A 26576-nucleotide genomic window follows, 5' to 3' on the forward strand; every position below is an offset into this window, starting at 1 on the left:
GTAGTGCTAACCCGTTTCATCAAATTCCAGCTGGTGCTCTTCACGATCCTGACGATCATCGCGCTCGTCGTGTTGGGCTGGTACTACCTGCGCGTGCCGAGTCTGGTCGGTGTGGGCCAGTACAAGTTGTATGCGGAGCTACCCCGGTCCGGCGGCCTGTACGGAACGGCCAACGTGACGTACCGCGGCACCCAGATCGGCAAGGTCACCGACGTCCAGCCCACCGAGCGGGGCGCCAAGGCGACGATGAGCATCGACAGCCGCTACAAGATTCCTGCCGACGCCACGGCGAACGTGCATTCGGTGTCGGCGATCGGTGAGCAGTACCTGGACCTTGTGTCCACCGGCAACCCCGGCCGGTTCTTGAGCAACGGCCAAAGCGTGGGATCCATTGAGGTGAACACCGTGCCCAGTGAGGTCGGTCCGGCGCTGGATGCCGCGAACCGAGGTCTGGCGGTGCTACCCAAGGAGAAGATCGACGCGCTGCTGACCGAAACCTCGCAAGCGGTAGGTGGACTGGGCCCGGCGTTGCAGCGGCTGGTCGATTCGACGACGAACATCGCCCAGGGCTTCAAGGACAACATCCCGCAGGTCAACGACATCATCGCGAACTCGGCACCGATCTTGAACAGTCAGGTGCAGTCCGGCGACAACATCGAAGTGTGGGCGCGCAACCTCAACATCCTGGCTGCGCAGTCGGCCGAGCAGGATGCCGCCCTGCGCAGCGGTCTTCAGCAGGCCGCGCCGACGCTGGACCAGACGACTGCGGTGTTCAGCGGTGTGCGTGACTCGCTACCGCAGACCCTGGCGAATCTCTCGGTCGTTTTCGACATGCTCAAGCGCTACCACAAGGGCTTAGAACAGACATTGGTGATCTTGCCGCAGGGCGCGTCGGTCGCGCAGGCCGGAACGTTGTTCAAGGATCTGGGCCAGCTCCCGTTGGCGCTGTCCATCAACCAGCCGCCGCCGTGTTTGACCGGGTTCCTGCCCGCATCCGAATGGCGATCGCCTGCCGACACCAGCATGGCGCCGCTGCCGTCGGGCACGTACTGCAAGATTCCAAAGGACTTCCAGGCCAACGCCGTTCGCGGTGCGCGCAACTATCCCTGCGCGGACGTCCCGGGCAAGCGCGCGGCAACGCCGCGGGAGTGCCGGAGCAATGAACCGTATGTGCCGCTTGGTACCAACCCCTGGTACGGCGACCCGAACCAGATTTTGTCCTGCCCCGCGCCGGCCGCGCGCTGTGACCAGGGAGTCAATCCCGGACGAGGGGTCATTCCCGCGCCCACCGTCGACAACGGCCTCAACCCGCTCCCGGCAGACCAATTGCCGCCGCCTGAAAGGGGCGGGTCGGCACCGACCAGCGATCCGTTGAGCCCGCCCGGCGCTGGGAGGGTCCAGTGCAGTGGACAACAACCCAACCCGTGTACGTACACTCCGGCACCAGGGCCACCTGGCTCCACCGCCGTCTACAGCCCGCAGAGCGGTGAGGTGGTCGGACCTGACGGCGTCAGGTACAACGTCAGCAATTCGAATAACTCAGGAGACGACGGATGGAAGGAGATGCTGGCACCCGCCAGCTGAACCCCACCGATGCTGATGCTGCACCTGACGATGCTGTCGCAAAGCCGGATCAGGAGTCGTTAGCAGTATCCCCAGAAGAACAATCCGAAGACGCCACCGAACAAGCCGAGGAAGCCCCAGAGCACGTCGGCGAAGCGCCTGACGATCGCCGGCCGTCTCGGCTGGGCATTGGCTGGGTGGCAAGCATCTGCGTGGCCTTGGTGCTGGCGGCGGCCGGTGTCGCTGCGGGTGGCTACCTGGCGTTGCGGTCCCACGACGACAGCGAGGCCATGGCCCGTGCTGATGCCGCGGCAGTTCAGGCGGCGAAGGACTGCGTGACGGCGACGCAGGCACCGGACACCGCGGCGATGGCGACCGCCCAGTCCAAGATCATCGAGTGCGCGACCGGTGACTTCGGTGCGCAGGCCACGCTCTACAGCGGCGTCTTGCTCGACGCGTACCAGGCCGCCAACGCCAAGGTGGCGGTCTCCGACATCCGCGCCGCGGTCGAACGGCACAACGACGACGGGTCGGTCGTCGTCCTGGTGGCGGTGCGGGTGAAGGTGACCAATTCCGCGCAGGCCGACCAACAGCAGGGTTACCGGCTGCGGGTGGTGATGGCGCCCGCCGACGGCACCTACAAGGTCGCCAAATTGGACCAGGTCAGCACGTGACGGCTGTGCTCGACGCGACGCCTGACGCACCCGCCGAAGTGCCCACGCAGCAGCCCGCCTCGTGGGGTGCGCGTGCCGGCGCGTTCGCAGTCGACGTGCTGGTGGGTGTCGCGGTCATCGTGACGATGGCGCTCCTGACACTGACCGCCCCGCAGCGTGGCTGGGTGTGGTGGGTGCTGACGGCCGTCGCCGCGCTGACGTTTCTGCTGATGGCGGTCAACCGGCTGCTGCTGCCGACGCTCACCGGGTGGTCACTTGGCCGCGCGCTGTTCGGCATCGCGGTCACCAAACGCGACGGCTCGGCCGTGGGGGTGTCCAGATTGGCCGCCCGCGACCTGGCGCATGTGCTCGACACCGCCGCGCTGTTCATCGGATGGTTGTGGCCGCTGTGGGATCGTCGACGCCGCACATTCGCCGACCTGTTGTTGCGGACGGAAGTGCACAAAGTCGAGCCGCCGCGGCGCGACATGCACCGCCCGGCCGCTTCGGTGCTGATCGCCGCGACGCTGCTGTGCGCGGCAGGGGTGGGCCTGAGCTATCCGGTGATCTACCGGCATGATCGCGCCGTCGATGCGGCGCACGCGCAGATCGCCGAGCAGGGCCCACGGATTGTCGAGCAGATGCTGAGCTACAACGTCGACAGCCTGCAGCAGGACTTCTCGCACGCGCAGTCGCTGACCACCGACGCCTACCGGGCCCAGTTGATCGCCCAGCAGCAGGCGGTGCAGAAAGCCGGCGCCACGACGAACGAATACTGGGCGGTCAGCAGTGCGGTGCTGTCCGCGGCGCCGGACCGGGCGTCGATGCTGCTGGCCATGCAAGGTCAGCGCGGCACGAGCGCGCAGGATCTGAAGTTCATCACCGCCACCGTGCGAGTGGACTTCGAGAAGTCACGTGACGGCCAGTGGCGGGTCGCAAACCTCACCGTGCTGAAGAAGCCGCAGATGAATCAGGCCGGCCAGTGAGCCCGCGGCGCAAACTGGAAGCCGACGAGCGCGACTTCTTCGACGTGGCCCCCAAACCGCCCCGCCGATGGGGGTTGTTGGTGGTGGCCGTTGTCGCGGCGCTGCTGATGGGTGCGGCGATCACCGCGAGCACGTGGATGCTGGTCGGACACGAAACCGATCGAAGGGCGGCGGTGAAGGAAGCCGCGGCGCTGAGTTACGTCCGCGAGTTCATGACCACGTACACCACGCTGGACCCGTTCCACGCCAACGAGTATGCGGATCGCATCCTGGCTCAGGGCACCGGCGATTTCGCGAAGATGTTCAAGGACAAGGAGAACGAGATCCTGGTTCAGGTCGCGCGCGCCGAGCCCACCACCGGCTCGGTGCTCGAGGCCGGTCTGCAGCGATGGAACGATGACGGAAGCGCCGACGTCCTGCTCGCGACGAAGATCACCAGCAAGTCACCCGACGGAAAGTCGACGCTCGAGAGCGGAAGTCGTTGGGTTGCAACGACTATCAAGGAAGGACAGCAGTGGAAGATCAGCCGGCTGATCCAGGTGATCTGACCACGGGTGCTGAATCGCCGGCTCAGCCGGCGGACGCCCCTGCGGCCGACGACGCCGCGCCCCGCCGGCGCAGGGGTTTGTGGCGGCGGCGCGCGAAAACGCCTGAAACACAGCCCACTCCGACCGGCGAGTCCGAAGAAGCCGTCGAAGAACCGAAACCCGAATCGCGCACGCCAGTGGGTAAGGCCGGCCGAAGCGCCAAGCCGGTGGCCGAACCGGAACCCGCCGGCGCGGACGAGGCAGCGGACGACGAGGAGTCGACTACTGCCGAAGAGGCTGACGAGGATGCGCCCGACGCCGACGTGATTCTGGTGCCGCACAAACCGGCCGGCAAGCGATTGCAGATCACCGCGGCCGCTGCAGGCGCGCTGTTCGTCGGCGCAGCCGCCTTCGCCGGTGCGACGGTGCAGCCCTACCTCGCCGATCGCGCGCTCGTCGACACCAAGCTCGATATCGCCCGCACCGCGGCCAGCGCCATCACCACGTTGTGGACGTACACGCCAGACAACATGGATTCGCTACCCGACCGCGCTGCCCGCTATCTGGGCGGCGACTTCGCGAACGAATACCGCAAGTACATCGACGCGATCGTCGCGCCCAACAAACAGGCTCAGGTCACCAACACCACCGAGGTGATGGGCGCCGCGGTCGAATCGGTGAACCCGAAGGAAGCCACCGCGCTCGTCTACACCAACTCGGTGGCGACGAGCCCGGTGACGAAGAACATCCCATCGCTGCGTTATCTGTCGTACCGGCTGACGATGGAGCGTCAAGACGCCAAGTGGCTGATCACCCGGATGTCCACCGTCACATCGTTCGATCTGACACCGCAGCTCTAGGGCGCCCACCTCAAGCATGGCTGTCGTCTCCCCGGTCTCGGACCGACTGACGGTGACCAGCCTGCTGCTGTTGACGTTCGCGACCGGCATCGTCGACGCGATCAGTGTGCTGGTACTGGGCCACGTCTTCGTCGCGAACATGACGGGCAACGTGATCTTCCTCGGCTTCTGGTTTGTGCCGCATTCCGGAGTGGATCTGACCGCCGCGATCGTCGCGTTCGTCAGCTTTCTGGCAGGCACGGTGCTCGGCGGCCGCCTGGCCCGCCATATCGATTACGAGGTCCGTCACTGGCTGGCCGTCGCGCTCGGCACGGAAGTGGTTGTGCTGGCGACGCTTTCGATCCTGGCCGGCACAGGGGTCCTGGACTATCACAACAACAGCAAGCTCGTCTTGATCGCGGGGATGGCCGTCACGTTCGGCAGCCAGAATGCGACCGCACGCCAGTTCGGCATCCAGGAGCTGAGCACCACGGTCCTCACGTCGACGATCGTCGGCATCGGGTTCGACAGCCGGCTGGCCGGCGGCACCGGACAGCGCGAAAAGTTGCGCTACAGCGTGGTGCTGACGATGTGTGGCGGCGCAGTCGTCGGAGCGACGCTGACCCGGTTCACCGTTGCGCCGGTAATCGCGTTGGCGGCAGCCACCGTCGCGGCCAGCGCCGCTATCTTCCTGTTCGGCCCGCAAAGACAGGACACGGCCGCGGACTAGTCTCGCGGTATGCCATCAGTACTCGTCACCGGAGCCTCCCGCGGAATCGGAAAGGCGATCGCCGAACACCTCGCTTCACGCGGTTGGGACGTGATCGCCGGTGTCCGCAGCGCGCAAGACGCGGACACCCTGGTCAAGCTGAACCCGCAGCGGATCTCGTCGGTCATCGTCGACGTCACCGATGCCGGACAGATCGCCGCGTTGGCAGACTCTTTGCCGGAGCGACTGGACGCGATCGTGAACAACGCGGGCGTCGTCGTCAGCGGGCCGATGGAGACCGTGAGCCCCGACGACTGGCGAAAACAGTTGGATATCAACGTGATCGGTCAGCTGGCCGTTACGCAGGCCGTGCTGCCGCGGCTGCGGCAATCACGTGGCCGGATCGTGTTCATCTCCAGCGTCAACGGACGTTTGTCGATGTCGTTGATCGGCGCCTACTGTGCCAGCAAGTTCGCCTTGGAAGCCGCCGCCGACGCGCTTCGAATGGAGTTGCGGCCGTGGCATATTCCGGTCGTCATCGTCGAGCCGGCGCAGACCGACACCGACATGTGGCGCACGGCGGACACGATGGTCGCCGACGTCGAATCCGCCTTGACCCCCGAACAGCGTGGCCTGTACGCCAAGCACATCACCGGTATGAAGAAGATGATCCCGGTCTCGCAGAAGCTGGCGGTGCCGGCGCACAAGGTGTCCGCCGTCGTGGAGGAGGCGCTCACCGCTCGCCGGCCACGGGCGCGCTACGTCGTCGGTGTGGCCCCCAAACTTCAAGTGGCACTAATGACGCATCTGCCAACCTGGGCCCGTGACCGCGTGCTGCGACGGGTCGCCGGTCAACCTTAGCCATGACGACCTTCGTCAAACGCAATCCCAGCGCGCCCCCGGGCTTCTTCGCGTGTGAAGCCGCTGGGCTGCAATGGCTTTCGGCCGCCGCCGGCGGAGTGGAGTGCGCACGGGTGATCGACTACGACGACATCAGCCTGACGTTACAGCGGCTATCGGATTCCGCTCCGACCCGCGCGGCCGCCTACGAGTTCGGACGCCGGTTGGCCTGCACGCACGATGCGGGCGCGGTGGCCTTCGGCGCACCGCCCGACGGCTGGGCCGGGCCAGGATTCTTCGGCCCGTTGCATCAGCCGCTGCCGATGTCGTTGACCGGCCACGAACGCTGGGGCACGTTCTACGCGCGCGAGCGCCTGGTCCCGATGGCGGAACGCGCGGCACCAAGACTGAGCACCGCGACCCGCGAAGCCGTCGCTGCGGTGACATCCCGCTGCGAGGCAGGTGATTTCGACGACGACGATCAGCCGGCGCGGCTTCATGGCGACCTGTGGAGCGGCAACGTCATGTGGACATCCGAGGGGGCAGTGCTGATCGATCCCGCGGCCCACGGCGGCCATCGCGAGACCGACCTGTCGATGCTTGCCCTGTTCGGATGCCCGTTTTTCGATGAGGTGATCGCCGGATACCAGGCGCGTCGGCCGTTGCGAGACGGCTGGCGTGACCGCGTCGGATTGCACCAGCTCTACCCGCTGCTGGCTCACGTTATGTTGTTCGGAGGCGGGTACGAGCGCCAGACGCACGCCGCGGCAGCGACCGCGCTCATCTCCCGATTCGCCGACGAGTGACCGAGTCGGTGTGTTAACTCAGTGATATGTCAAAGTCCGCGCCAATAGGCGTTTTTGCCGCATGTGCGGCGATACTCGTCTCGCCCGTCGCTCACGCGGACCGAGCTGAACCGCCGCCGCTGTACGGGTACTACAACGTGTTCATCGACTTCTCACAGCAGACGTTCAACGGTATGCCGACGCCGATGAATCCGATAACGTTCCCCGTCGAATTCACCACCAACTGTGATGTCAACGGTTGCGTCATGCACATGGACAACAAGGACGACCATGCCCGCAATCCAGGCGCTCCCTTGGCTTACGAGTACAGATGGAACAACGACCGTTGGGAAACGAGCGGTGAGTACCCCTACTTCTGTGATCGCAGCAACCCCAACAGCGCCGTGACGGCCCAACGCTCGGACTACTGGATCCCGAACCCTGACGGCAGCTTCTTCGGAGAGCGCACGCTCATCACCGATGGAGCCGGATGCCCAGGTGAGGGGCCGGGCACCCACTTGGTGCCGATATCCCTGACACCCATCGACCCGCCGCCGGGGGGCGACTAGTTGAACGCGAGCCAGCTCGGCAGAGCGCGCTCGCGGGAGTCGCACAGCACCTGACGGGTGTCGCAGTTCCCGTCGGGCACACCGGCGCCCGCCCACATGCCGCCGGTATCGCGGCGCAACACGATCGCCGAGGAACCGCCGCCGTCGAGCAGGACTGCCGTGTCGCTGCCGAGGCCGCGGAACAAATCCTGGATCTGGTCCGGGGTATAGCTACCGCCCTGGAAGACGTACATCTCGTCTTTACCCTTGGCGTAGGCGAGCGCAGTGCGCGCCGCACTCGGGCCGCCGTCGTTCATCTGCCCGGTGTCTCCCGGTGCGAGCAACCCGAGTCCGCTCACCGCGACGAACCGGGTGCCCTTGTCCATCAGTCCCTGGATCACGGGCGATGCCGCGTCGTAGTCGTCGTGTGCCTTCGGGGAGACGACGAACGGCGCGCCACTGACAGGCAGGATCATCGTGGACAGCGCGGACCAGCTTTCGTTTCCGCCGGACAAACCCTGCTTGCCTGCGTAGGCGATGGTGCCGGTGACGGCGGTGTTGGCTCGGCCCTGCCCGCGGGTGTTGTCGACGTAGGCGCCCAGCGGCGAGCTGCAACCGGTCGACTTCCACGAACCGCCCTTCTGCCCGCGCACGTCGAAGAAGTTCGCGTTGATCGCGATTGTCGGCTGGCCAAGCGCCTGCCACGCCTGTAGCGGCGTGTAGATCTCCGAGGCCTGCAACAGCCCTTCTGAAGTGCGCGCACGCGGATCACGTTCACAACGGGCTTGATAGCCGGCGTGTGAGTCGACCAGAAGCCTCGGCGCCAGGCGTTGCGAGGCGGACTTGATGATCATCAAGTGGCCGCCGTTGGTCAGCTCATACCAGTCGCCGGCGGCGTTGAGCATCGGCGCGGGATGTCCGCCGCCGAAGTTGTAGACGAGGTACGAACCGCGGGTGCTGGCGATCGCGTTGGCCAACAATTCGCGTCCGTCGGCGGCGCGGGCCGTTGGGGCCGCCGTCGTTGCCAACGCAGCGCACAGCAGCAGCGCTGCGGCGTACGCCATCAAGCGCCGGAAGTTTGCGGCCGCACTCGACACGGGTGCCCCTTCGACGAGACAGCTAGAACGTAGACAACAGTAATCACAGTAGAAACACTGTCAACTTTCGTCACAGCTACATATCAGTTGGGCATCGGCTGCGTTGCTGGCTTCGCTGTCACGCGTGGAATTTGCCGGATTGGGTAATCCCGCCGTGGTCGGGCTTACATCTTGAGGAGAAGAAATGATTGGGACAATTATCAGTGCGATCGTCGTCGGAGCTATCGTCGGCGCGCTTGCGCGGCTGATCATGCCGGGCAGGCAGGCCATCGGCGTCATCATGACCATCGTGCTGGGCATCCTTGGGTCCTTGATCGGCTCATGGGTGACCTATCAGGTTGGCTATTCCAACTCCAATGGCGGGTGGGCGGTCATCCCGTTCCTCGTCGGTGTCGTCGTGGCGGCCATCCTGATCGGGATCTACGTCGCCGTCACGGGCCGGCGCGGTACAGGCACGCCGCGCGGCACCACCGTCCGCTAGCGGGCCGGCGGCGCGAGCCGGTACACGGCATCGGCATAGTCGTCGGTGATATACACCGCTCCGTCCGGTCCCGCTACGGCGGCGACCGGACGGCCCCAGCGGGAGCCGTTCTGCGCCTGAAATCCGCCGACCAGCGTCTGCTGGTTGCCGAGATGGCCGCTCTGCCAAGCGAAGAAGGACACTTCGGGCGCCTGGGGCGGCTGGCGGTTCCATGACCCGTGCACTCCGACAAGCGCTCCGCTGCCATAGGGGTCGGGCAGCACACCTTCGGTGAAGCTCATGCCAAGCGGGGCGGCGTGCGCGCCGAGGCTCTGCTCGACTTTCGGAAGCGACGCGCAGTCGAGCTTGCTGCCATCGCCGTTGGTCTGCACGTCGCGGATGAACGGCAGGTCCGCCGGTCCGCCGTCGGGATTGCAGTAGGGCCAACCCAATTCGCGCCCTGGCGTCAACCTGGCGACGGCCTCGGGCGGATGGTCGTTGATGTACTCCGGATCGACAAGGCCCGTATGCGGGTCGGCGACGTTGTCGCGGTTGTTGACCGCCGTCCACACCGAGCCGTCGGGCGCGATCGCCAGGCCAGTGCCGTTGCGCACGCCCGTGGCGAACGGCCGAGATGGCCCTCCGCCCGGTGGGATTCGCATGACGGTGGCTCGCGGTGGGTTGGCGTCGCGGTCGCTGGCGGAGATGTTGCCGGTCGAGCCGATGGAGAAGTACACCGCGCCGTCCGGGCCGACGGCAACGCTCTTCAGTGCGTGCGCGTATTCGCCTTTGAGGTCAGGGCTTTTCGCATCCGGCAAGCCCCCGGCGAGCGTTCGCCGATTGGTCGCCGTGCCGTCGGCGTACTCGTAGGCGTCGATCTGGTCGCTTTCGGCGACATACAGCGTCCGGCCCGCGAACGCCAGGCCGTGCGGCTGGTCGAGCCCATCGAGCAGCACCGAGTCGCGGCCGGACTCCAGACGCAGGATCTGGCCGGCGCTTGGCACCGAAATCAACAGCGTGCCATCGGGTGCCCATACGGCCAGTCTGGCCTTGGGTATGCGCGCCCACACCGACATCGTCCAGCCCGGCGGGACCAGCACCTGGCGTGGTCGGTCGAACGGGGACTGGGCCATCGCTGCGTCCACTGTGACCGTGACGGGTGCCAAGCCAGTGGGTGATTGCGCTTGAGGTGCCGGACCGTGTGGCGGGGCTGGGCTCGCCGAGCATGCGGCGATCAGCGCGATGCCGATGAGCCCAATGTGCTTACGCCGCAGCCAAACCCGCATGCATCTCCCAGACCAGAATCTCGGCTGGTTCGGTAGCGGTGACCTTCTGCCCGCCTGATGCGGTGAACCGGACGGCGTCGCCCTCATGGAGCGGGCCTGCGCCTTCGAGAGTGACCTCGCCGCGCGGGACGAACAGATGCAGATAGGGCGCCTGGGGCAGGGCGACGGTGTCGCCCGGTTGCATGCGAGCGCCATGCAGGGCTGCGTAGCGGTTGCGGATCGTGATGGCGGCGGCGTCGCTGTGTTGGGGCATACCCGAGGCGATCGTCACAAGGCCGCCGCGCAGCAGCTCGTCGTCGATCTCGAGCTGCTGGTAGCCGGGATCGATGCCCGACTCGTCGGGGACAACCCACATCTGCACGAAATGCACTGGCTCGTCATGTGTTTCGGACCCGGTCAGCTTCCACGAATCGTTCTTTTCCGAGTGCAGGATTCCGCGGCCGGCGGACATGCGCTGCGCCAGGCCGGGATAGATCACCCCGGAGTGTCCGGTGGAGTCCTGGTGCACCAACGAGCCGCGCAGCACCCACGTCACGATCTCCATGTCGCGGTGGGGATGCGTATCGAAACCGGTGCCTGGCTTGACGATGTCGTCGTTGTTGACAAGCAGCAGGCCGTGGTGCGTGTTCTCTGGCTCGTAGTGGCTGCCGAACGAGAACGAGTGTTTGGAGTCCAGCCAGGAGATCTTCGTCTTCGCGCGATCGTCAGCGCGGCGGATGTCGACGGTCTCTGTCGGTGTCATGTGCTCACCCCTCGGGTTCTCGCCAGCCTAGGTGGCAGGCCTTGACCAAGACAACATAGATGATGTGTCATGTATTCCGTGTGGTTGACCGACGAGCAACAGCGGGTGTGGCGGGGCTATTTGACCATGGTGAGCCGGCTACAGATAGCCATGCACCGGCAGTTGCAGCAGGACTGCGAGCTGTCGCTGTCGGACTACGACGTGTTGGTCGCCTTGTCGGAGCGCGGGCCGCAGCGCGTCAACGAGCTCGGTGAGGCGCTGGGTTGGGAGCAGAGTCGGGTGTCGCATCAACTGCGACGGATGCGTGGCCGCGGATTGGTCGTCCGCCATGGCAGTGACGACGACCGCCGCGGCGCGGTCGTGGAGATCACCGACGCGGGCCAAGCTGCTTTGGAAGCCGCAGCGCCAGGGCACGCCGAATTGGTGCGTGCGGTGGTGTTCGACGGTGTGTCGCCGACGCAGCTACGTGCGCTGGCGTCGTGGATCGAGGTGGTTACCAGTCGGCTTCAGTGAACTTGATGACGCCGCGGATGTTCTTGCCGTCCAGCATGTCCTGATAGCCGTCGTTGATGTTCTCCAACGAATATGTGTTCGTGACCATCTCGTCGATCTTGAGCAGACCCGACTTGTAGAGCGCAATAAGTTTCGGGGTCTCGACGTGCGAGCTGCCACCGCCGAAGATGTTGCCCTTCAACGTCTTCTGCAACATGGTGAACAGGAACAGGTTGAGCTTGACGTCGACGTCCATCATCGAGCCCATACCGGTCACGACGCAGGTGCCGGTCTTGGCCGTCAGGATCATTGCCTCTTCGAGGTACTCGCCCTTCATCTCGCCGACGGCGATGATGGTCTTGTCGGCCATCAGCCCGTGGGTGACGTCGATCATCGGCGCGATGGCTTCGGCCATCGACGGATAGACATGCGTGGCGCCGAATTTGATGGCCTGGTCGCGCTTCCACTCGTTGGGGTCGATGGCGATGACGTTGCGGGCCCCGGAGATGACCGCACCTTGCAGCGCGCTCATGCCGATGCCGCCGACGCCGATGATCGCGACCGTCTCACCGGGCTTGACTTCGGCGACATTGGTGGCAGACCCGTAGCCGGTGGGCACCGCGCAGCCCAAGATGGCGGCGGTCTCGAACGGGACGTCCTTGTCGATCTTGACGACGGAGTCCTTGTGGACGGTCATGTAGGGGGCGAAAGTGCCGAGCAGGTTCATCGGCGACACCTCGGTGCTGCCGGCGTGCACGCGGGAGGTCCCGTCGGCGATGGCCTTGCCGCCGAGCAGCACGGCGCCGCGGTCGCACAGTGACCGGTACCCCTTCAGGCATGGCTGACACTCACCGCAGGCAGGAATGAAGGCGAGGATGACGTGGTCGCCCTCTTCGATACCGGTGACATTCTTGCCGACCTTGGTGACGACGCCCGCGCCCTCGTGGCCGCCCAGTGCGGGCAGGCCGATCGGGGTGGCGCCGGTGGTCAGGTGGTAGTCGGAGTGGCACATGCCGGCGGCGTGCATGCGGATCTGTACCTCGTCGGCGACGGGATCACCGAGGTCGATCTCGTCGATCTTGAATGGCGAGTTGAGCTCCCACAGCAGAGCGCCCTTGGTCTTCATGATTCGCGATCATAGAACACGTTCCAAAACACGTGTCAAGAAGCCCGTCTAGCTGGGCTTACAGTGTGCTAGATCAGATCGTTTGGCGAATGGCCACTTGTGGCACACTTTCGCCGTTCGTGCGTGTGATAACTGGCCACTGAGCGACAAGCGAAGCCATTTGCGCGTGAACACCGTCCTAAGCGCATGGCGCAGACGGGTCCCTTTATCGGCACTGAAGCACTTGCGCGCGGCACCGTGACGAGGCGAACGCTGATTAGCCGCTACGACAGGATCTACCGCGATGTCTACCTGCCGAAGGAAATGGAACTCACACCGCCAATGCGGGCGGAGGCTGCATGGCTGTGGTCTGGTCGAAAAGGGACCGCCGCAGGGCTGTCGGCTGCGGCGTTGTACGGAACGGATTGGATCGATCCGCGACTGCCCGCGGAGTTGTATCGCCGTAACGGCAAGCCAGTGGATGGCATCGTCATTCACCGGGACGAACTGGCAGACGACGAGACCCGCCTCATCCGCGGTATCCCCGCGACGACACCCGCCCGTACCGCCTTCGATCTCGGTCGCCGCGGCCGTCGCACGGAGGCGCTCATTGCAGTTGATGCACTAGCGAACGCGACTAGGTTGCAGGCGCGTGATGTCATACGTCTGTTGGAACGCCATCGTGGGGTGCGCGGCCTGGTTCAACTGCGCGAAGTGATCGACCTGATGGATAGCGGAGCGGAATCGCCGCAGGAAACCCGCACCCGGCTTGTGCTCATTGACGCGGGACTGCCGCGCCCGACGACGCAAATCGTCGTCTATGGCGACTTCGCGGGAAGGCGGTACGCGAAGGTTGACATGGGATACGAGGATTTCAAGGTTGGTGTGGAGTACGACGGTGAGCAGCACTGGACCAACCCGGAGCAGTATGCCTACGACATCGACCGGCATGCGGAGCTGCTGGCCCGAGGCTGGGTAATCATCCGCGTGAGCGCCGAGATGCTGCGATACCGTGCGCACGTAATTGTTGCGCGGGTATGCGCGGCGTTGCGGGCGGCCGGTGCCGAGTGGCCAGTTATTGCAAGGATTTTGGCGGAAGACGTGGCATAGGTGGCCACTCGGCCGGCTAGAGAGAAGCCGGCAGGCCGAACTTTTCGAACAGCGCCGTGTCGAGGAACGCCACCACATGCGAGACACCGTCGGGCTTGAGGTCGAGCACATGCAGCTGGAACGCCTCGTGTATCCCGGTCTCGCGGTTGAGCATGTACAGCGCCGCCGCGGGTTGCCCGTTGGCCGTCGTCTTGATGAACCGCATGTCGCCCGGACCTTCGGCCGGGCAGTGGACCCGCGTGAGCGTGACGATCGCTTCGGGGCCCTGGTACCAGCCGTCGAACGGTGGCATCTCCCAGATCGCGTCGTCGGTGAACATCTTCACCAGCTCATCGATGTCGTACGCCTCGAACGCGGCGATGTAGCGGTCGAGCAGATCCTTGCTCTCCGGCGACTCCGGCTCGGCCAGCTCGTCGTCCTCGCTGGGGCCGACGGTGTCCAGTTGTGCCCGCGCGCGCTGCAGCAGGCTGTTCACCGCCGCGGTGGACGTGCCGATCGCGTCGGCGACCTCGGCGGCCTTCCACTGCAGCACGTCCCGCAGCACCAGCACGGCCCGCTGCCGCGGCGACAGATGCTGCAAAGCCGCAATGAACGCCAGCCGCACCGACTCGCGAGAGTCGACGATGTTCGACGGGTCAGCGGAGTCATCGGGCAGCGGCTCGAGCCACGGCACCTCGTGGCGTTCGAACAGTTCACCGTTCGCATCCGAACTCGGCTGTCCGAGGCCCGTCGGCAGCGGCCGGCGCTGACGACCTTCTAGCGACGTCAGGCACGTGTTGGTGGCGATGCGGTACAGCCATGTCCGCAGCGACGACTGTCCCTTGAAGCCGCCGTATGCCTTCCACGCGCGCAGATACGTTTCCTGGACCAGGTCCTCGGCGTCGTGCACAGAACCGGTCATCCGGTAGCAGTGCGCCAACAGCTCACGCCGGTGCGGCTCGGCCTTGAGCAGGAATTCGTCGTCGGTTTCGTGTGCGAGGACGCTCACGGCACCGAGCTTACGCAGACTGTCCGACACGTACTCGTTACTCTCCCCTGATGGCCACAACCCGCAGCGAACGCAGCTTCGACGGTGTGGGCGGCGTGCGCATCGTCTACGACGTGTGGACACCTGACACCGAGGCCCGCGGCGTCGTCGTGCTCTCACACGGATACGCCGAGCACGCCCGCCGCTACGACCACGTAGCGCAGCGGTTCGGTGAGTCAGGCCTGATCACATACGCGTTAGACCACCGCGGACACGGCCGCTCCGGCGGCAAGCGGGTCTACCTCAAAGACATCTCCGAGTACACCGGTGACTTCGACACGCTGGTGAAGAGCGCCGCCGCAGAGCATCCCGGGCTCAAGCGCGTCGTGCTGGGCCACAGCATGGGCGGTGGCGTCGTGTTCGCGTACGGCGTCGAGCATCCCGACGACTACACCGCGATGGTGCTGTCCGGCCCGGCCGTCGACGCGCAAGAGAACGTGTCGCCGGTGATGGTGTTCGTCGCCAAACTGCTCGGCAGGATCGCGCCCGGCCTGCCCGTCGAACAGCTGCCCACCGACGCGGTATCGCGCGACCCCGACGTCGTCGCCGCCTACAACGCCGACCCGATGGTCTTTCACGGCAAGCTGCCCGCCGGCATCGCCCGCGCATTGATCGGCGTTGGCGAGAGCATGCCGCAGCGCGCGGGCGCCATCACCGCCCCGCTGCTGGTCGTGCACGGCGAGCAGGACAAGTTGATCCACGTCGACGGCAGCCGCCGCCTTGTCGAATGTGTCGGCTCGACCGACGTGCACCTGAAGGTCTACCCCGAGCTCTATCACGAGGTGTTCAACGAGCCGGAGAAAGCGGTGGTGCTCGACGACGTCACGTCGTGGATCGAGGCCAAGCTTTGAAAGCGCTTGCTGCGCTGGCGGTTTCGATCGCGCTGCTGGCCGGATGCTCGTCCGAAACCCCGCCGGCCTGGGTCGACGACGACGTCACCTTCGCCGCAGACGGCCTCACCATCCACGGCTCCTACCGCCATCAGCACGACGGCAAACCTGGACCCGCCGCACTGCTGATCTCCGAAAGCGGCAACACCGACCGCAACGGCGACAACGCGGTCGCGGGCCCCGTCGGGAACATGCGGCAGCTCGCCGAACTTCTGTCCGATCGCGGCGTCGCCAGCCTGCGCTACGACAAGGTCGGCACCGGCAAGACGGGCCTCGGCCCGTATGCCGCCAAGCCCGCCGACGTCGGCAGCGCCGTCTACACCTCTGGTGCCAAGGCAGCGGTGCGTTTCCTCGCCGACCAGCCGGGCACCGACAAGGCACGCATCTCGGTGTACGCCCTCGGCGAGGGCACCATCCACGCGATGTCGCTGGCCGTCGACACCACGCCGGGCGCGCCAAAGATCCACTCACTCGGCCTGTTTCAGCCGCTGTCGGGCCGCTACCTCGACATCATCACCGCCCGAGTCCGCGCAGACGCGACACCCGAGACGCTGTCGACGTGGCTGGCGGCCGTCGACCAGGTGCGCACCAAGGGCACCGCACCCGACAAGCTGCCCGAGGGGCTGAGCGCCATCGTCAACCCCGGCAACATCAAGGCCGTCATCGAAGCCGACGCGATCGACCCACTCGCACTGGCCGCCAAGATTCCCGCCGACACCCGCGTCTTGTTGACCTGTTCAGACTCCGATGGACAAGCCAAATGTGATACCGAGCGCGCGCTCATCGATGCGCTCAAGCACACGCAGTTGACCGTCGTCGAGCTCAAGGGTGTCAACCACGTGTTGCGCGACGACCCCACCGACAGCGTCGCGAACTACGCCAAGAAGGACCCACTTTCTCCACAGGTCGTGACGGCGCTCGACGGTTTTGTCACCAACTAGCCCTAATCTGGCGCCATGAGTGACGACAAGATGCTCGCGCGGATTGCCGCGCTGCTGCGCCAGGCGGAGGGCACCGACAACACGCACGAGGCAGAGGCGTTCATGGCCGCGGCGCAGCGCCTGGCCACCGCGACGTCGATCGACCTGGCGGTCGCACGGGCGCATTCGGCCGAGCGCACCAAGTCGCAGATGCCTGTGCAGCGCACCATCACGATCGGCAACGCCGGTACCCGAGGGCTGCGGACGTATGTCCAGCTGTTCGTGGTAATCGCGAACGCCAACGACGTGAAGTGCGACGTCGCGTCCAACTCGACGTTCGTCTATGCGTACGGCTTCGCCGAGGACATCGACGCCAGCCACGCCCTGTATGCCAGCCTGGTGATGCAGATGGTCAGGGCGTCCGAGGCATACATCGCTTCGGGGGCGCACCGGCCGACGCCGACGATCACCGCGCGGCTCAACTTCCAGCTCGCGTTCGGCGCCCGCATCGGGAAGCGGCTGGCTGAGGCCCGCGAGGAGGCGCAGCGGGAAGCGACCAAGGGCCGCGACAGCCAACCTGGAACCGCTATCGCGTTGCGGGACAAGGACATCGAGCTCAAGGACTTCTACCGCCAAACGTCAGAGGCGCGCGGCACATGGAGGGCCACCAGTGCCACCGCCGGATACTCGTCCGCGGCCCGCCGCGCGGGGGATCGCGCGGGTAGGCGGGCGCGGCTTGGCAGCAGTCCCGAACTGTCAGGCGCCAGGGGCTCGCTGCGGAAGTGACGCCACGCGACAGTCAGCGGGCGAAGGTCTATGCCGCCGAGGAATTCGTGCGGACGCTGTTCGACCGGGCCGCCGAGCACGGCAACCGGGTCGTCGATTTCTTCGGAACCCAGCTGACACTGCCGCCCGAGGGCCGGTTCGCCTCGGCCGCCGCCGTGCAGCGGTATGTCGACGACGTGCTGGCCCATCCCGCCGTACGGGACCGCTGGCCGCGAACCGGTGCGCTGACCGTGCGCGCCCGCCGCGGCGCGACCGCCGCGCATTACGAGTGCAGCGAGGTTGATGCGGTGATTGCGGTGCCCGACCGGCTCGCCAACTGGGCGCTGCGCGAGCTGGTCGTCCTGCACGAGATTGCGCATCATCTCAACGACGCAGAGCCTGCACACGGACCGGAATTCGTCGCCACGTTCTGCGAACTCGCTGACGCCGTCATGGGTCCGGAGGTGGGCCACGTGCTGCGGGTGGTGTACGCCAAAGAGGGTGCGCGATAACGTTTGTGCCGTGGCGGAACCGGACCCGAAAGATCTCGACGAGCTGTTCAACCGCGTGCTGCGCACCGAGGACGACGCGCTGACGGCGGCGCGTGCGGCATCGGCTGCCGCGGGCATGCCGGCGATCGAGGTGTCCGCGCAACACGGCAAGCTGCTGGCCCTGCTCGCGACGGCGACGCGCGCCACCCGCGCACTCGAGATCGGCACGCTGGCCGGCTACAGCACCATCCAGCTGGCCCGCGGCGTCGGTCCGGGCGGCCGCGTGGTGACGCTGGAATACGAACCACGGCATGCCGAAGTCGCGCGCCAGAATTTCACGCGCGCCGGAGTCGACGACCGCGTCGAGGTGATCGTCGGCGCCGCGCTGGACACCCTCCCGACGCTCGCAGAGCGCGGCGAGACGTTCGACCTGATCTTCATCGACGCCGACAAGGAGAACAACGTCGCGTATGTCGAGTGGGCGATCAAGCTGGCCGCGCCGGGCGCAATCATTGTGGTGGACAACATCGCTCGCTTCGGACGCGTACTCGATCCGGCCCCCGACGATCATCAGGCGCGCGCTGTACGCGACATGTTGCAGATGATGGGTGACGATCCTCGGCTGGATGCGGCGGCGATCCAGACCGTCGGCACCAAGGGCTGGGACGGTTTCGCGGTGGCGACCGTCAAGGAGCCCGTCGACTAGCAAGGGAGCTCAATCATGCCGATCCCTAAATGGGTTGCCCGTACGAACAAGTACGGCATCAACCAAGTCACCCGGCTCATCGCACCGTGGGCGCCCACGTTTGCGCTTGTCGAGCATCGCGGGCGCAAGTCGGGAAGGACCTACAGCTCACCTGTCATGGCGTTTCGCGAAGGAGACGAGCTTGTCTTCGCGCTGACCTACGGCCCCGACACCGACTGGGTACGCAACGTGATCGCAGCCGGCGGAGGTGGGGTGAGGACACACGGCGGCCATTACCGGATGAGCGCGCCTCGGCTCTATCGCGATGAGAATGCTTCCGATATGCCCCCGCCGGTCAGGTTCGCGCTGCGCCGGATCTTGCACGTGCCAGAGTTCCTCAGCGTCCACCTCGACGACGACCCTGGCGATCGCTAGTCACCGCAACGCTGCGATCTGCAGCTCGCAAGCCTCACCCAACCTGGCCAGCGCGGCGACGATTCGATCCTCCTGCGCGAGAAAGCGTTCCGTAGGCGCCGGCACCGAAATGGCGACGATGTGCCCGCCCGCTGTCCGCACGGCAATGCCCGCCGCCGAGATGCCTGCCGTGTGCTCGTCGCGGTCGAACGCGATCTTCGACACGCGCGCGTCGGTGTCGTTCAGTAGTTCCTGAGCGGCCTTGCCGTTCGCCGTGCCCTCCAACGGAAATCGCACTCCGACCGCCGACACCGCACGCAACCGGTGAGACGACTCGATCTGGTCGATGAACCACATCTGCTGCCCGCGCAACACCGACAGGTCGACTGTCTCGCCGGTGGCGGCGGCCACCTCTTCGAGGGCCGGCCGAAACAGCGTCGCGAGTTGCGTGCTGTCGGCGGTCCCCAGCCCGAGCAGACGATCACCGAGGGAGAACCTGCCGTGGTCGTCGACACTGGCGAACCCCACTTCGACCAGTCCGACGAGCAATCGGCGCACCGTCGATTTCGGCAGTCCGAGCCGCGCGCCGAGATCGACCAGACGAAGTTGGCCGGGTGCGGTGGCGATCTCGTCAAGCGCGGCCGCGGCGCGACGCAGCACCTGGATGCCATCGTCGCGTCCGTAACTTACTTGTTCATTTTGCTGCGGCCGTGACACGCCCTCACTATATTGATCCGCTATACGAATCACAATGATCCACTATACGGATCAAAAGGGGGTCGACATGCTGCCCGACGGTCGGCACTTCTTCCGCGGCGATGACGGATATGAACCAGCTCGACGCGCCACCGTGTGGAACGCTCGCACTCCGGAGCGCTTCCCCGATGTGGTCGTGCAGGCGCAAGACGCGGACGACGTCGTCTCGACGATCCGCTATGCCAAAGCCAATGGCCACCAGGTGGGCGTGCGGTCCGGCGGCCACAGCTGGGCGGGCAATCACGTCCGTGACGGCGGTGTGCTGCTCGATGTCAGCCGTCTCGACCAGAGCACCGTGGACGCTGATCGGATGGTCGCCGTCGTCGGCCCAGGCAAGGGTGGAAGTGTGCTCGCTGCCGAACTCGACGCGCAGGGGCTGTTCTTCCCGGCCGGCCACTGCAAGGGCGTGCGCATCGGTGGCTACTTATTGCAGGGTGGCTACGGCTGGAACAGTCGCGTGCTCGGGCCGGCGTGTGAAAGCGTGCTCGGACTCGACATCGTCACCGCCGACGGCGAGTCCGTCTACTGCGATGCCGACCATCATGCCGATTTATATTGGGCTGCAAGAGGATCCGGCCCTGGCTTCTTCGGTGTCGTCACTGCCTTTCACCTCAAAGTCTATCCGCGCCCGGCGATCTGCGGCAGCAGCCTCTACGTCTATCCGATCGAGCTCGCCGACGACGTCTACACCTGGGCTCGCGAGATCAGCGCCGACGTCGACCGACGCGTCGAGCTGCAGATCGTCGCCTCCCGCAGTGTCCCAGGCGCCGGCCTCGAAACGCCCGGCATCGTGATGGCGTCGCCCGTCTTCGCCGAATCGGAGGACGAGGCCATCAAGGCGTTGGCGCTACTCGACACCTGTCCCGTGCGCGACCGCGCAACAGTCGCAGTCCCCTATGCCCCAACGGATCTCGCAACCTGGTACGACGGCGTGATGAGCAACTACCCGACCGGCTACCGCTATGCCGCCGACAACATGTGGACGTCGGCGCCCGCCGACGAGCTGCTACCCGGCGTTCGCCGCATCATCGAGACCATACCGCCGCACCCCTCCCATTTCCTGTGGCTGAACTGGGGTCCGTCACCTACGCGACAGGACATGGCCTACAGCCTGGAAGACGACATCTACCTCGCCCTGTACACGGTCTGGCAAGATCCCAGCGACGACGAAAAGTACGGCGACTGGGCACGATCCAACATGGCGGCAATGTCACATCTGGCCAGTGGTATCCAGCTCGCCGACGAGAACCTCGGTCAGAGACCGGCCAAGTTCGCCAGCGATGATGCGATGGCGCGGCTGGACAAGGTACGTGCGCAATACGACCCGGACGGGCGGTTCTACACGTGGATGGGACGCGTCTGACATGGACGACTACCTGGGTTACCGCGCCGGTGATCGCGACACCCCGTTCGGGAAGTTCTTCGACCCTGAAATGGCGCCGCTGCCAAGGCATGTCGTCGAGGCGCTGGAGCACGGGCCGCAGGCAGGGCCGACACTGCCCGCCTTCGACGACATGGCGACGCTACTCGACGACGGCTATCAGCAGACCGAGAACGGGTACGGGCGGCTGCGCGACGGCGGCATCTGTGTGTCGGTGCGCACCGACATGCCCGATGTCACGCCGGCGATGTGGGAATGGTGGTTCGGCTGGCACGGCAGCGACTCCCGCCGCTACAAGCTGTGGCACCCGCGGGCGCATGTATCGGCGCGGTGGAGCGACGGCGGCGCTGACGGCGCCTACGTCGGTCGCACGTCACTGGTGCAGGAGTACCTCGGTTCGGCGTTCACCCGGCCTGCGATCCGGTTCGTCGAGCCGTCGACGATAGGCCTGAAACCCACTGATTCGGTGGCGATCTGCGCGCGGCTCGGGTCGGGCGACATCCCCGTCGACGTCGGCTGGCTCGTGCACTACGTGCGCCCGACGCCCGAGGGCGCCGAGATGCGGTCCCGCTTCTGGATGGGCGGGCGGCACGTCGCACTGCGTGCCGGAACGTCGCTGGCGGACAGGGCACTTAGGCCAATAGCGGCGCATCAGCTACCCGACCCGCGCGACCTGATGGTGCATTGCGCGCAGGAGATGAACCACCTGGCGGGCTTCCTGCCCGCTTTATACGAGCTGCTGGGCTAGCCGCAGACCGCGCCGCCGGCCGCCGACCCGACCAGCTTGGTGTACTTGGCCAGCACGCCGGTGGTGTAGCGGGGCGGAAGCGGCTCGAAACCTGCTTTGCGCGCGTCGAATTCAGCCGGGTCCACCAGCACATCGAGCGTGCCGCTGGCGACGTCGAGCCGAATACGATCGCCATCTTGCAGGAACGCGATCGGACCAGCGTCGACAGCCTCGGGCGCGACGTGCCCGACGCACAGTCCCGTTGTGCCGCCGGAGAACCGGCCGTCGGTCATCAGGAGCACATCCTTGCCGAGGCCGGCGCCCTTGATGGCGCCGGTGATGGCCAGCATCTCCCGCATACCCGGTCCGCCCTTGGGTCCCTCGTAGCGGATAACCACGACGTCGCCTGCGGTGATGGTGCCGTCTTCAAGTGCATCCAGCGCGGCGCGCTCGCGTTCGAAAACCCTTGCGGTGCCCTCGAATACATCGGAGTCGAAACCCGCCGACTTGACCACTGCGCCCTCGGGTGCCAGCGAGCCGTGCAGGATCGTGATGCCGCCGGTCGGGTGGATCGGATTGCTCAGCGCCCGCAGCACCTTGCCGTCGGGGTCGGGCGGCGCGATGTGGGCGAGGTTCTCGGCCATGGTCTTACCCGTCACCGTCATCACGTCGCCGTGCAGCAGCCCGGCGTCGAGCAGCGCCTTCATCACGACGGGCACGCCGCCGATGCGGTCGACATCCGTCATCACATGGCTGCCAAAGGGTTTCACGTCTGCCAGGTGCGGAACCTTCGCACCGACACGGGTGAAGTCCTCGAGCGTCAGCTTGACGTTGGCCTCGTGTGCGATGGCCAGCAGGTGCAGCACGGCGTTGGTCGAGCCACCGAACGCCATCACCACCGCGATCGCGTTGTCGAACGCCTCTTTGACCATGATGTCGCGGGCGGTGATGCCGCGACGCAGCAGTTCCACCACGGCTTGCCCGCTGCGCCGGGCGAACCCGTCGCGTCGGCGGTCCGTCGCCGGCGGTGCGGCTGACCCCGGCAGCGACATGCCAAGCGCCTCGGCCGCAGAAGCCATTGTGTTGGCGGTGTACATGCCGCCGCATGCACCCTCGCCGGGACAGATCGCCCGCTCGATCGCGTCGACGTCCTCGCGCGGCATCAGCCCGCGCGAACACGCGCCGACGGCTTCGAACGCGTCGATGATCGTCACTTCCTTCTCGGTGCCGTCCGACAGCTTCGCGATGCCGGGAAGAATCGACCCGGCGTAGAGGAAGACGCTCGCGAGATCGAGACGCGCGGCGGCCATCAGCATGCCGGGCAGCGACTTGTCGCAGCCGGCCAGCAGCACCGAGCCGTCGAGGCGTTCGGCCTGCATGACGGTCTCGACGCTGTCGGCGATCACCTCACGCGAGACCAGCGAGAAGTGCATGCCTTCGTGGCCCATCGATATGCCGTCCGACACCGAGATCGTGCCGAACTCCAGCGGATAGCCACCGGCTTCGAACACGCCTTCCTTGACCGACTTTGCCAACCGGTCCAGCGACAGGTTGCAGGGAGTGATCTCGTTCCACGACGAGCCGACGCCGATCTGCGGCTTGGCGAAGTCCTCGTCACCCATGCCTACCGCCCGCAGCATGCCTCGGGCGGCGGCCTTTTCGAGGCCGTCGGTGACGTCGCGACTACGGGGCTTGATGTCAATGCCAGAGGGCTGCGAGGGCATGGGCTTCAGTATGCCCTCGGCGTTTGGACCGGCCAAACCGATATCGATACCCCCACTGGGTACCCTTGACTCGTGACGTCGATCAATGCCCGACTCGTCGCCTTGCTGACCGCCCTGTGCGCCGCGCTGTTCGTGTCGGCGTGTGGAAGCGCGGGGTCCGCCGATCATTCCGAGCACAAGCCGACTGATACACCTGTCATCACCGGTCAACCGGCCGGCTACAACGCCGACGACGTCGCATTCGCCACCAACATGGTCCCGCATCACCAGCAGGCCATCGAGCTGTCGGCGTTGGTTCCCGACCGCTCCACAAACCCGCAACTCATCGCGCTGGCCAACCAGATCTCGGCCGCGCAGCAACCGGAGATCAACGTCATGAAGGTGTTCCTGGTGCAGTGGAACGAAAACCCCGACACCAACTCGGGGCACGCCGGACACGGCAACACCATGCAGGGCATGGTCGACGAGGCGACGATGTCGAAATTGAAGTCGCTGGGCGGTGCCGAGTTCGACAAACTATGGCTGAATTCGATGATCAGCCATCACCAGGGCGCGGTCGAAATGGCCAAGGCCGAGATCGCCAACGGCGACAACGTGGACGCCAAGTCGCTGGCTCGGAACATCGTCACCACGCAGGAGGCCGAGATCGGCCAGATGAAGCAGATGCTGGGAGGCTGAAATGACTGGGGCGCATGGTTATTCGCAGCAAAAAGAGAATTACGCCAAGCGGCTGCGCAGGATCGAAGGCCAGGTCCGCGGCATCGCGAAGATGATCGACGAGGACAAGTACTGCATCGACGTCCTCACCCAGATCAGTGCGGTCAACAGCGCCCTGCAGTCGGTGGCGCTCGGGCTGCTCGACGAGCATCTCGGCCACTGCGTCACGCAAGCCGTCGCCGAGGGCGGAGATGAGGCCGACGCCAAACTCGCCGAGGCGTCTGCGGCCATCGCGCGCCTAGTGCGTTCCTAGCGCTCGACGCGAGACTGCACTTGTTGCGGCAAAGAGCGAGTAAGGCGCGCACTAAGTGCAGTTTCGCCGAACCGCTCGCTAACCCGCGTCGAGCTCGCGCTCAATGCGTTCCACCTTGGCGGTCAGCTGGTCGGTGTGGCCGGGCCGAATGTCGGCCTTGAGCACCAGGCTCACACGAGGGGAGACGGCGGCCACCGCATCCACCGCCTGCTTGACCACCGCCATCACCTCGTCCCAGTCGCCCTCGACATTGGTGAACATCGCGTTGGTCTCATTCGGCAAGCCTGATGCACGAACCACCCGAATCGCCTCTGCCACCGCGGCGCCCACGCTCTCGTCGCCGCCCAATGGGCTGACGCTGAACGCAACGATCACTGCTTCGTGAATCCCGTCGGGCGCACGACCAGAATGACTCGGTCGGCCTTGTCCGGTGGAGGTTCGGTCAGCGGGCCGCTGTAGCGGTCGTTCAGCCGCAGGTAGAACGCCCCGGTCGGGTCGGGAACGATCTCCTCGACCACGCCTCGCACCTCCAGATAGCGGTAGGGGTTGTCGGGGTCGCTGATCGACATCGCGACATTCGGATTGGCCTCGATGTTGCGGAACTTCTGCCGCTTGGTGGTGTGGGTGAAGCGGAGTTTCTCCCCGTCCCAGTCGAACCACATCGGATTGACCTGTGGATTGCCGTCGGGCCTTGTCGTGGCCAGATGTCCGTACAGCGGACGTTCCAACAGCGTCTCGTAGCCATTCGGAATGGCAACCATCGCGCATCCTTTCGGTTCGGCTTCCGGGCACTGTAACGCCCAACCGATACCGTGACTTCCCACATGGTTGTCGACAGTCGCACCCGCGCGTGGACGCCGCGCATCGCCTTACAGCTGACGGTGCTGGCGGCGGCGGCCTTCGTCTACGTCACCGCCGAAATCGTGCCGGTCGGGGCACTGCCCTCGATCGCGTTGGACTTCGGTGTGAGCGAGGGGCTGGTCGGGACCCTGCTCGCGAGCTACGCGTTGGTCGCTGCCGTCACGACAATTCCGCTGGTGCGACTTACGGCGTTCTGGCCGCGGCGGCGTGTGCTGTTGCTCACCTTGATGTGTTTGACTGTCTCGCAAGCAATTTCGGCGTTGGCGCCCGATTTCGCGGTGCTGGCCGGCGGCCGGGTGTTATGCGCGCTGACCCATGGGCTGATGTGGTCGGTGATCGCGCCCATCGGAGCCCGGCTGGTGCCCGCCACGCACGCAGGCCGCGCCACCACCGCGGTATATGTCGGCACCGGCCTCGCGCTCGTCGTCGGCAATCCCATGACGGCCGCGATGAGTGAGTTGTGGGGCTGGCGGATGGCCGTCGTCGTGGTCACCGTCGCCGCGGCGCTCGTCACGACCGCTACGTGGGTCGCGCTTCCGCCAATGGTGATGTCGGACAAAGACGGGGACGCCGTCCGCCGCCGCGAGCGCCATCGCCGCAACGGCCGGCTGGTGAAACTTTCGTTGCTGACGCTGGTCGGCGTCACCGGCCACTTCATCTCCTACACGTTCATCGTCGTGATCATCCGCGACGTGGTCGGCGTGCACGGGCCACAGCTGGCGTGGCTGCTGGCTGCGTTCGGCATCGCCGGGCTGGCGTCGATGGCGTTGATGGCCCGGCCGCTGGATCAACGGCCCACCGCCTCGGTGCTCGGCTGTCTAGGGGCGCTTGCGGCGGCGTTCGCGGTGTTGTCCTGGCTGGCGGTCGACGTCCGAGTCGGTCTGGTGGCGCTGATCCTCGGCGTTGGTGCGGTCGTGGTGTGGGGTGCGGCCTCCACAGCGCTGCCGCCGATGCTGCAGTCGGCGGCCATGCGCAGCGCGCCCGACGACCCCGACGGCGCATCGGGCCTGTATGTCGCCGCCTTCCAGGTCGGGATCATGGCGGGGGCCCTGCTGGGCGGACTGCTCTATGAAGGGGTCGGTCTGGCCGCCATGATCGGGGCGTCGACGGCCCTCGTCCTGATCGCCTTGTTCGGCGTGGCCACCGCCCGTGGCCTGTTCGAGATTCCTCAGCCAACCAGCAGGAAGTAACGTCGGCAACAGCCCCGCGATTAACAGTGCAGC

Annotated in this window: 32 protein-coding genes; 23 read left to right on the top strand and 9 right to left on the bottom strand. The window is 65.9% G+C overall.

The window, feature by feature from the left end:
* Nucleotides 1–3 precede the first annotated feature (3 nt).
* Genes ACWW36_RS10260 through ACWW36_RS10300 form a run of 9 tightly spaced genes read left to right on the top strand, consistent with a single transcriptional unit; the run spans nucleotide 4 to nucleotide 7471 of the window.
* Nucleotides 4–1584 (top strand): MCE family protein, encoded by a 1581-nt coding sequence (locus tag ACWW36_RS10260; protein ID WP_456141433.1) that lies wholly within the window; start codon nucleotides 4–6, stop codon nucleotides 1582–1584.
* Nucleotides 1554–2237 (top strand): hypothetical protein, encoded by a 684-nt coding sequence (locus ACWW36_RS10265; protein WP_456141434.1) that lies wholly within the window; start codon nucleotides 1554–1556, stop codon nucleotides 2235–2237. Before ACWW36_RS10260 ends, ACWW36_RS10265 begins: the two co-directional genes overlap by 31 nt.
* A complete protein-coding gene (locus ACWW36_RS10270; RefSeq protein WP_456141435.1) occupies nucleotides 2234–3202 on the top strand; it encodes an RDD family protein in 969 nt (322 codons plus the stop codon). The genes ACWW36_RS10265 and ACWW36_RS10270 overlap by 4 nt, the downstream gene beginning before the upstream one ends.
* Entirely contained in the window at nucleotides 3199–3750 is a 552-nt protein-coding gene (locus ACWW36_RS10275) for a mammalian cell entry protein (protein ID WP_456141436.1), read from the top strand. The genes ACWW36_RS10270 and ACWW36_RS10275 overlap by 4 nt, the downstream gene beginning before the upstream one ends.
* Nucleotides 3717–4589: a mammalian cell entry protein gene (locus ACWW36_RS10280; RefSeq protein ID WP_456141437.1), complete on the top strand. Its 873-nt coding sequence runs from the start codon at nucleotides 3717–3719 to the stop codon at nucleotides 4587–4589. Before ACWW36_RS10275 ends, ACWW36_RS10280 begins: the two co-directional genes overlap by 34 nt.
* A 16-nt stretch (nucleotides 4590–4605) precedes the next feature.
* Entirely contained in the window at nucleotides 4606–5298 is a 693-nt protein-coding gene (locus tag ACWW36_RS10285; protein WP_456141438.1) for a YoaK family protein, read from the top strand.
* A 9-nt stretch (nucleotides 5299–5307) separates the two neighbouring features.
* A complete protein-coding gene (locus ACWW36_RS10290) occupies nucleotides 5308–6138 on the top strand; it encodes an SDR family oxidoreductase (RefSeq protein WP_456141439.1) in 831 nt (276 codons plus the stop codon).
* A gap of 2 nt (nucleotides 6139–6140) precedes the next feature.
* Nucleotides 6141–6923 carry a fructosamine kinase family protein gene (locus tag ACWW36_RS10295; protein WP_456141440.1) on the top strand — a complete coding sequence of 261 codons (783 nt, stop codon included), beginning with the start codon at nucleotides 6141–6143 and terminating at the stop codon, nucleotides 6921–6923.
* A 26-nt stretch (nucleotides 6924–6949) separates the two neighbouring features.
* The gene (locus ACWW36_RS10300; protein WP_456141441.1) at nucleotides 6950–7471 is read left to right on the top strand and encodes an MBOE_33420 family protein; all 522 of its coding nucleotides are present in this window, start codon (nucleotides 6950–6952) and stop codon (nucleotides 7469–7471) included.
* Here ACWW36_RS10300 and ACWW36_RS10305 read toward each other — a convergent pair.
* Complete coding sequence (locus ACWW36_RS10305) at nucleotides 7468–8514, bottom strand: phosphodiester glycosidase family protein (RefSeq protein WP_456142435.1); 1047 nt, start codon at nucleotides 8512–8514, stop codon at nucleotides 7468–7470. The genes ACWW36_RS10300 and ACWW36_RS10305 overlap by 4 nt on opposite strands.
* Nucleotides 8515–8731: 217 nt before the next feature.
* On the opposite strand from ACWW36_RS10305, the gene ACWW36_RS10310 reads away from it, so the two are divergent.
* Nucleotides 8732–9028: a GlsB/YeaQ/YmgE family stress response membrane protein gene (locus tag ACWW36_RS10310; RefSeq protein ID WP_456141442.1), complete on the top strand. Its 297-nt coding sequence runs from the start codon at nucleotides 8732–8734 to the stop codon at nucleotides 9026–9028.
* Here ACWW36_RS10310 and ACWW36_RS10315 read toward each other — a convergent pair.
* Both ACWW36_RS10315 and ACWW36_RS10320 read right to left on the bottom strand, forming a co-directional pair.
* Complete coding sequence (locus tag ACWW36_RS10315) at nucleotides 9025–10293, bottom strand: PQQ-dependent sugar dehydrogenase (RefSeq protein ID WP_456141443.1); 1269 nt, start codon at nucleotides 10291–10293, stop codon at nucleotides 9025–9027. The two genes, ACWW36_RS10310 and ACWW36_RS10315, sit on opposite strands and share 4 nt — an antisense overlap.
* A complete protein-coding gene (locus ACWW36_RS10320) occupies nucleotides 10271–11035 on the bottom strand; it encodes a pirin family protein (protein ID WP_456141444.1) in 765 nt (254 codons plus the stop codon). Before ACWW36_RS10320 ends, ACWW36_RS10315 begins: the two co-directional genes overlap by 23 nt.
* A gap of 69 nt (nucleotides 11036–11104) precedes the next feature.
* Between ACWW36_RS10320 and ACWW36_RS10325 the strand changes: the two genes are divergently transcribed.
* On the top strand, nucleotides 11105–11548 hold the full coding sequence (locus ACWW36_RS10325; RefSeq protein WP_456141445.1) for a MarR family winged helix-turn-helix transcriptional regulator: 444 nt from the start codon (nucleotides 11105–11107) through the stop codon (nucleotides 11546–11548).
* Here ACWW36_RS10325 and ACWW36_RS10330 read toward each other — a convergent pair.
* Nucleotides 11529–12653 (bottom strand): NDMA-dependent alcohol dehydrogenase, encoded by a 1125-nt coding sequence (locus ACWW36_RS10330; protein ID WP_456141446.1) that lies wholly within the window; start codon nucleotides 12651–12653, stop codon nucleotides 11529–11531. The genes ACWW36_RS10325 and ACWW36_RS10330 overlap by 20 nt on opposite strands.
* Nucleotides 12654–12839: 186 nt before the next feature.
* Here ACWW36_RS10330 and ACWW36_RS10335 point away from each other — a divergent pair, with 186 nt between their 5' ends.
* Entirely contained in the window at nucleotides 12840–13742 is a 903-nt protein-coding gene (locus ACWW36_RS10335) for a DUF559 domain-containing protein (RefSeq protein ID WP_456141447.1), read from the top strand.
* A gap of 16 nt (nucleotides 13743–13758) precedes the next feature.
* On the opposite strand, the gene ACWW36_RS10340 is transcribed toward ACWW36_RS10335, so the two are convergent.
* Nucleotides 13759–14760, bottom strand: coding sequence for a sigma-70 family RNA polymerase sigma factor (locus ACWW36_RS10340; RefSeq protein WP_456141448.1), 1002 nt, complete (start codon nucleotides 14758–14760; stop codon nucleotides 13759–13761).
* A 20-nt stretch (nucleotides 14761–14780) separates the two neighbouring features.
* Between ACWW36_RS10340 and ACWW36_RS10345 the strand changes: the two genes are divergently transcribed.
* The 6 genes from ACWW36_RS10345 to ACWW36_RS10370 are packed head-to-tail and all read left to right on the top strand — an operon-like array spanning nucleotide 14781 to nucleotide 18955.
* Nucleotides 14781–15620 carry an alpha/beta hydrolase gene (locus ACWW36_RS10345; RefSeq protein WP_456141449.1) on the top strand — a complete coding sequence of 280 codons (840 nt, stop codon included), beginning with the start codon at nucleotides 14781–14783 and terminating at the stop codon, nucleotides 15618–15620.
* Complete coding sequence (locus tag ACWW36_RS10350; RefSeq protein WP_456142436.1) at nucleotides 15617–16600, top strand: hypothetical protein; 984 nt, start codon at nucleotides 15617–15619, stop codon at nucleotides 16598–16600. Before ACWW36_RS10345 ends, ACWW36_RS10350 begins: the two co-directional genes overlap by 4 nt.
* Before the next feature lie 15 nt (nucleotides 16601–16615).
* Entirely contained in the window at nucleotides 16616–17365 is a 750-nt protein-coding gene (locus ACWW36_RS10355) for a DUF2786 domain-containing protein (protein ID WP_456141450.1), read from the top strand.
* A complete protein-coding gene (locus ACWW36_RS10360; protein ID WP_456141451.1) occupies nucleotides 17362–17856 on the top strand; it encodes a TIGR04338 family metallohydrolase in 495 nt (164 codons plus the stop codon). The genes ACWW36_RS10355 and ACWW36_RS10360 overlap by 4 nt, the downstream gene beginning before the upstream one ends.
* A 10-nt stretch (nucleotides 17857–17866) precedes the next feature.
* The gene (locus ACWW36_RS10365) at nucleotides 17867–18541 is read left to right on the top strand and encodes an O-methyltransferase (RefSeq protein WP_456141452.1); all 675 of its coding nucleotides are present in this window, start codon (nucleotides 17867–17869) and stop codon (nucleotides 18539–18541) included.
* A gap of 15 nt (nucleotides 18542–18556) precedes the next feature.
* Nucleotides 18557–18955, top strand: coding sequence for a nitroreductase family deazaflavin-dependent oxidoreductase (locus ACWW36_RS10370; RefSeq protein ID WP_456141453.1), 399 nt, complete (start codon nucleotides 18557–18559; stop codon nucleotides 18953–18955).
* Here ACWW36_RS10370 and ACWW36_RS10375 read toward each other — a convergent pair whose 3' ends face one another.
* Complete coding sequence (locus tag ACWW36_RS10375; RefSeq protein ID WP_456141454.1) at nucleotides 18956–19684, bottom strand: IclR family transcriptional regulator; 729 nt, start codon at nucleotides 19682–19684, stop codon at nucleotides 18956–18958.
* 34 nt (nucleotides 19685–19718) lie between these two features.
* Here ACWW36_RS10375 and ACWW36_RS10380 point away from each other — a divergent pair, with 34 nt between their 5' ends.
* Together ACWW36_RS10380 and ACWW36_RS10385 are read left to right on the top strand one after the other, a co-directional pair.
* Entirely contained in the window at nucleotides 19719–21053 is a 1335-nt protein-coding gene (locus ACWW36_RS10380) for an FAD-binding oxidoreductase (RefSeq protein ID WP_456141455.1), read from the top strand.
* A 1-nt stretch (nucleotide 21054) separates the two neighbouring features.
* On the top strand, nucleotides 21055–21819 hold the full coding sequence (locus ACWW36_RS10385; RefSeq protein ID WP_456141456.1) for a DAPG hydrolase family protein: 765 nt from the start codon (nucleotides 21055–21057) through the stop codon (nucleotides 21817–21819).
* Here the strand turns inward: ACWW36_RS10385 and ilvD are convergent.
* Nucleotides 21816–23522, bottom strand: coding sequence for a dihydroxy-acid dehydratase (ilvD, locus tag ACWW36_RS10390; RefSeq protein WP_456141457.1), 1707 nt, complete (start codon nucleotides 23520–23522; stop codon nucleotides 21816–21818). The genes ACWW36_RS10385 and ilvD overlap by 4 nt on opposite strands.
* Before the next feature lie 72 nt (nucleotides 23523–23594).
* Here ilvD and ACWW36_RS10395 point away from each other — a divergent pair, with 72 nt between their 5' ends.
* Both ACWW36_RS10395 and ricR read left to right on the top strand, forming a co-directional pair.
* Nucleotides 23595–24200 (top strand): DUF305 domain-containing protein, encoded by a 606-nt coding sequence (locus tag ACWW36_RS10395; protein WP_456141458.1) that lies wholly within the window; start codon nucleotides 23595–23597, stop codon nucleotides 24198–24200.
* Nucleotide 24201: 1 nt separating this feature from the next.
* Complete coding sequence (ricR, locus tag ACWW36_RS10400) at nucleotides 24202–24492, top strand: copper-sensing transcriptional repressor RicR (RefSeq protein ID WP_456141459.1); 291 nt, start codon at nucleotides 24202–24204, stop codon at nucleotides 24490–24492.
* Nucleotides 24493–24570: 78 nt separating this feature from the next.
* Here ricR and ACWW36_RS10405 read toward each other — a convergent pair whose 3' ends face one another.
* Both ACWW36_RS10405 and ACWW36_RS10410 read right to left on the bottom strand, forming a co-directional pair.
* A complete protein-coding gene (locus ACWW36_RS10405; protein WP_456141460.1) occupies nucleotides 24571–24867 on the bottom strand; it encodes an MTH1187 family thiamine-binding protein in 297 nt (98 codons plus the stop codon).
* Nucleotides 24864–25253, bottom strand: coding sequence for a PPOX class F420-dependent oxidoreductase (locus ACWW36_RS10410; protein ID WP_456141461.1), 390 nt, complete (start codon nucleotides 25251–25253; stop codon nucleotides 24864–24866). The genes ACWW36_RS10405 and ACWW36_RS10410 overlap by 4 nt, the downstream gene beginning before the upstream one ends.
* A gap of 63 nt (nucleotides 25254–25316) precedes the next feature.
* On the opposite strand from ACWW36_RS10410, the gene ACWW36_RS10415 reads away from it, so the two are divergent.
* Nucleotides 25317–26543 carry an MFS transporter gene (locus ACWW36_RS10415; protein ID WP_456141462.1) on the top strand — a complete coding sequence of 409 codons (1227 nt, stop codon included), beginning with the start codon at nucleotides 25317–25319 and terminating at the stop codon, nucleotides 26541–26543.
* The last annotated feature ends 33 nt before the right edge of the window (nucleotides 26544–26576 follow it).

It is taken from the genome of Mycobacterium sp. MMS18-G62, assembly GCF_053877835.1.

Coding starts and splice junctions, on each gene's coding strand:
- ACWW36_RS10265 (WP_456141434.1), top strand. CDS start 1,554: ATGGAAGGAGATGCTGGCACCCGCCAGCTGAACCCCACCGATGCTGAT.
- ACWW36_RS10285 (WP_456141438.1), top strand. CDS start 4,606: ATGGCTGTCGTCTCCCCGGTCTCGGACCGACTGACGGTGACCAGCCTG.
- ACWW36_RS10290 (WP_456141439.1), top strand. CDS start 5,308: ATGCCATCAGTACTCGTCACCGGAGCCTCCCGCGGAATCGGAAAGGCG.
- ACWW36_RS10295 (WP_456141440.1), top strand. CDS start 6,141: ATGACGACCTTCGTCAAACGCAATCCCAGCGCGCCCCCGGGCTTCTTC.
- ACWW36_RS10300 (WP_456141441.1), top strand. CDS start 6,950: ATGTCAAAGTCCGCGCCAATAGGCGTTTTTGCCGCATGTGCGGCGATA.
- ACWW36_RS10305 (WP_456142435.1), bottom strand. CDS start 8,514: ATGGCGTACGCCGCAGCGCTGCTGCTGTGCGCTGCGTTGGCAACGACG.
- ACWW36_RS10310 (WP_456141442.1), top strand. CDS start 8,732: ATGATTGGGACAATTATCAGTGCGATCGTCGTCGGAGCTATCGTCGGC.
- ACWW36_RS10315 (WP_456141443.1), bottom strand. CDS start 10,293: ATGCGGGTTTGGCTGCGGCGTAAGCACATTGGGCTCATCGGCATCGCG.
- ACWW36_RS10320 (WP_456141444.1), bottom strand. CDS start 11,035: ATGACACCGACAGAGACCGTCGACATCCGCCGCGCTGACGATCGCGCG.
- ACWW36_RS10325 (WP_456141445.1), top strand. CDS start 11,105: ATGTATTCCGTGTGGTTGACCGACGAGCAACAGCGGGTGTGGCGGGGC.
- ACWW36_RS10330 (WP_456141446.1), bottom strand. CDS start 12,653: ATGAAGACCAAGGGCGCTCTGCTGTGGGAGCTCAACTCGCCATTCAAG.
- ACWW36_RS10335 (WP_456141447.1), top strand. CDS start 12,840: ATGGCGCAGACGGGTCCCTTTATCGGCACTGAAGCACTTGCGCGCGGC.
- ACWW36_RS10345 (WP_456141449.1), top strand. CDS start 14,781: ATGGCCACAACCCGCAGCGAACGCAGCTTCGACGGTGTGGGCGGCGTG.
- ACWW36_RS10355 (WP_456141450.1), top strand. CDS start 16,616: ATGAGTGACGACAAGATGCTCGCGCGGATTGCCGCGCTGCTGCGCCAG.
- ACWW36_RS10370 (WP_456141453.1), top strand. CDS start 18,557: ATGCCGATCCCTAAATGGGTTGCCCGTACGAACAAGTACGGCATCAAC.
- ACWW36_RS10380 (WP_456141455.1), top strand. CDS start 19,719: ATGCTGCCCGACGGTCGGCACTTCTTCCGCGGCGATGACGGATATGAA.
- ACWW36_RS10385 (WP_456141456.1), top strand. CDS start 21,055: ATGGACGACTACCTGGGTTACCGCGCCGGTGATCGCGACACCCCGTTC.
- ilvD (WP_456141457.1), bottom strand. CDS start 23,522: ATGCCCTCGCAGCCCTCTGGCATTGACATCAAGCCCCGTAGTCGCGAC.
- ricR (WP_456141459.1), top strand. CDS start 24,202: ATGACTGGGGCGCATGGTTATTCGCAGCAAAAAGAGAATTACGCCAAG.
- ACWW36_RS10410 (WP_456141461.1), bottom strand. CDS start 25,253: ATGGTTGCCATTCCGAATGGCTACGAGACGCTGTTGGAACGTCCGCTG.
- ACWW36_RS10415 (WP_456141462.1), top strand. CDS start 25,317: ATGGTTGTCGACAGTCGCACCCGCGCGTGGACGCCGCGCATCGCCTTA.